Source organism: Oerskovia sp. NPDC060287 (assembly GCF_042726775.1).
Lineage (GTDB): Bacteria > Actinomycetota > Actinomycetes > Actinomycetales > Cellulomonadaceae > Oerskovia > Oerskovia merdavium.
The window spans coordinates 6,936-10,150 of record NZ_JBHXBO010000151.1; the positions used below are offsets into that span (position 1 = coordinate 6,936).

The 3,215-nt window shown below is 71.2% G+C and carries 3 protein-coding genes; all 3 read right to left on the reverse strand.

The features are described 5' to 3' along the window. Positions 1 to 142: 142 nt before the first annotated feature. Positions 143 to 907, reverse strand: coding sequence for an amino acid ABC transporter ATP-binding protein (locus ACFWFR_RS13445; RefSeq protein ID WP_191803857.1), 765 nt, complete (start codon positions 905 to 907; stop codon positions 143 to 145). A gap of 86 nt (positions 908 to 993) precedes the next feature. Further along, positions 994 to 2,037 (reverse strand): amino acid ABC transporter permease, encoded by a 1,044-nt coding sequence (locus ACFWFR_RS13450; protein ID WP_191803777.1) that lies wholly within the window; start codon positions 2,035 to 2,037, stop codon positions 994 to 996. Positions 2,038 to 2,066: 29 nt separating this feature from the next. Continuing rightward, the gene (locus ACFWFR_RS13455) at positions 2,067 to 2,990 is read right to left on the reverse strand and encodes an ABC transporter substrate-binding protein (RefSeq protein WP_191803776.1); all 924 of its coding nucleotides are present in this window, start codon (positions 2,988 to 2,990) and stop codon (positions 2,067 to 2,069) included. Positions 2,991 to 3,215 lie beyond the last annotated feature (225 nt).

Genomic DNA, 3,215 nt, shown 5'->3' on the forward strand with positions numbered 1-3,215 from the left:
CGCCTCCTCGGCTCGCGGGGCTCCCGGGGGGGGCCGCGGGGGGGGGCCCCCCCGGGGGGGCGGGGGGGGGCGGTCCTCGGGCGGGCCCCCCCTTACGGCCCCCCCCCGCCCCCACTGCTCGCTTCTCGGCAGACGCGGACGGCTACAGCACGTGCGCCAGGAACTCCCGGGTCCGCTCCTCGCGCGGGTTCGTGAGCACCTCGCGGGGGTCGCCCTGCTCGACGATCACCCCGTCGTCCATGAACACCACGTGGTCGCCGACCTCGCGCGCGAAACCGATCTCGTGCGTCACGACGATCATCGTCATGCCGCTCTCGGCGAGGTCGCGCATGACCGCGAGGACCTCACCGACGAGCTCGGGGTCGAGCGCGGACGTCGGCTCGTCGAACAGCATGAGCTCGGGGTCCATCGCGAGCGCGCGGGCGATCGCGACGCGCTGCTGCTGGCCGCCCGAGAGCTGGGAGGGATAGTGGTCCATGCGGTCGGACAGGCCGACCCGGGCGAGCAGCTCCTCCGCGCGCGCCCTGGCCTGGGCGCGCGAGAGCCCGCGCACCTGCACGGGGGCCTCCATGACGTTCTGGAGGGCCGTCATGTGCGGGAACAGGTTGAAGCGCTGGAACACCATGCCGATGCGCGAGCGCTGGGCCGCGATGACCTTGGGGTGCAGGCGGTGCAGCCGCTTCTTGCCGTTCTTCTCGACCTCCCGGTACCCGATCAGGTCGCCGTCGACGTAGATGCGACCCGCCGTGAGGTCCTCGAGCTCGTTGATGCAGCGCAGCAGCGTCGACTTGCCCGAGCCCGAGGGCCCGAGCACGACGCACACCGAGCCCCGGGGGACCTCGAGGTCCACGCCCTTGAGGACGTGCACGTCGCCGAACATCTTGTGCACCCCGTCGATCTCCACCATGGGTGCGACGGACGCGTCGGCGCGTGCCGCCGTCGGGCCTGACGCCGCGGTCGCAGCGCCGGACGGGTGGTCGAGAGCGTCCGCGGTCACGGGGTCACCTCCAGGAAGGGGTCGGCGTTCGCGGTCGTGCCCGACGCCGCTATCGCCTCCTGCTTGCTCGGCTTCGTGGGGCCCTTGCCCGGCTTGCGACGGCGGCTCGTGCCCGTCGACGAGCCGAACCCGCGCCCGTAGTACTGCTCGATGTAGTGCTGGCCGACCATGAGGATGCTCGTGATCAGCAGGTACCAGATCGCCGCGACCATGAGCAGCGGGATCGGCAGGAAGATGCGGTTCGCGATCGCGTTCGACGCGAACGTCAGGTCCAGGCTGAACGGCACGGCGAGGACCAACGACGTGGTCTTGAGCATCGAGATGGTCTCGTTGCCCGTCGGCGGCACGATCACGCGCATGGCCTGCGGCAGGATGATGCGCCGCAGGATCTTGCCGTCCTTCATGCCGAGGGCCTTCGCCGCCTCGGCCTGGCCCGGGTCCACCGAGCCCAGGCCCGCGCGGACGATCTCCGCGAGGTACGCGGCCTCGTTGAGCGCGAGGCCCAGGATCGCGGCGCGCGCCGCGGTGATGAGGTCCGCGGTGTCGAACACGAACCACTCGGGACCGAACGGGATGCCCAGGCTCAGCTTGGGGTACAGGACCGAGATCAGCCCCCAGAACACGAGCTGGGTGTAGATCGGGGTACCGCGGAAGAACCAGATGTAGAACCAGCTCGTCGCCCGCATGACCGGGTTGTCCGAGCGACGCATGACCGCGAGGATCACCGCGAGCACGACCGCGATGGCCATCGAGGAGAACGTCAGGATCAGGGTCCAGCCCACGCCGCGCATGATCTGCACGTCCCGCAGGTAGAGCCAGACGACGTCCCACCGGAACTTCTCGTTCGTGACCAGGCCGTGGACGGCCATGGCCGCCAGGACGAGGAGGACCACGGCCGCCGCCCAGCGTCCCGGCCGGGGCACCGGGACCGCGTGGATGCGCTCCGGTATCCGGTCGGCAGGCGCGGACGCCGTGCCGAGGCTCGACGAGCCCCCGCTCGGCGGTCCGTCGGGCGATGGGGTGCTGGGCGGCTGGGCCATGGCTACCTCTGTTCTGTCAGGGGATCAGCTCAGGAGACCACGGGGTTGAGCTCGGCCGTGGTCACCGCACCGGAGGCGTTGCCCCAGGCGTCGAGGATCGTGGTGTAGTCGCTGTCGTCGATGAGCTTCTGGACCGCGGCCTGGACGGCCTGCGCGAGCGCGGTGTCGTCCTTGGCGATCGCGATGCCGTGCAGCGAGTCGGCGAAGATGTCGCCGAGCTGCTCGATCTGGCCGCCCGTCTGGGTCACGGCGTAGGCCACGACCTGCGAGTCCGCGTACATGACGTCGGCCTTGCCGCCCACCAGGTTGGTCGTGACGTCGGCCTGGCTCGCGTAGCGCAGCGGCGTGATGTCGGGCTTGCCCGCGGCCTCGCAGTCAGCCATGAGGCCGTCGAGCGCCTCGTCCTCGACCGTGCCCGTCTGGACGGCGATGCTCAGGCCGCACACGTCGGTGGGGTCGACGTCCTTGGGGTTGCCCTGGGCCACGGCGAACGCCTCGCCCGCACGGAAGTAGCTGACCATGTTGACCTCGGACAGGCGCTCGGGGGTGATCGTGAAGCCCGAGACGCCGATGTCGTACTTGCTGCCGATCGCCGGGATGATCGAGGCGAAGTCGGCGTTGGTGACCTCGACGTCGAGACCCAGGACGGCGCCGACCGCCTTGGCCAGGTCGACGTCGTAGCCGACGATCGTCTTGCCGTCGTCACCGATGAACTCGGCGGGGGCGTACGTGGCGTTGGTGCCGACCGTCAGGAGGCCGGCCTCGACGACGTCGGCCGGGAGCATCGCGGCGATCGTCTCGTCCTTGGCGATGGTCGACGGGTCGAACGACGCTGCGGACGAACCGCCGTCGGTGGGGCTCGCGCTCGAGTCCGTGGACGCGTCGGTGCACGCCGTGAGCGCGAAGGTCGCGACGAGGGCGGTCAGGGCGGTGAGAGCAGGCAGCCTGCGCATGGGGGTCTCCCGTTTCATGGTGGTGAGCTCCGGCGCCGACCTCAGGGGGGTGGGTCGTGACACCGTGCAGCGCGGGCAGCACGGAGCGGCGCCGCACCGTTGCCCTCCCAGTTTCCCGCGCGGGCGCCCCGACTGGCAAAACGACGCCGTTCTGCCGGGGGCCGGGTGCGCGCCGCGCACCGGTGGAGGCCGGGCCCCGAGGCCGGGCGGGCAGCTCCACGGAGC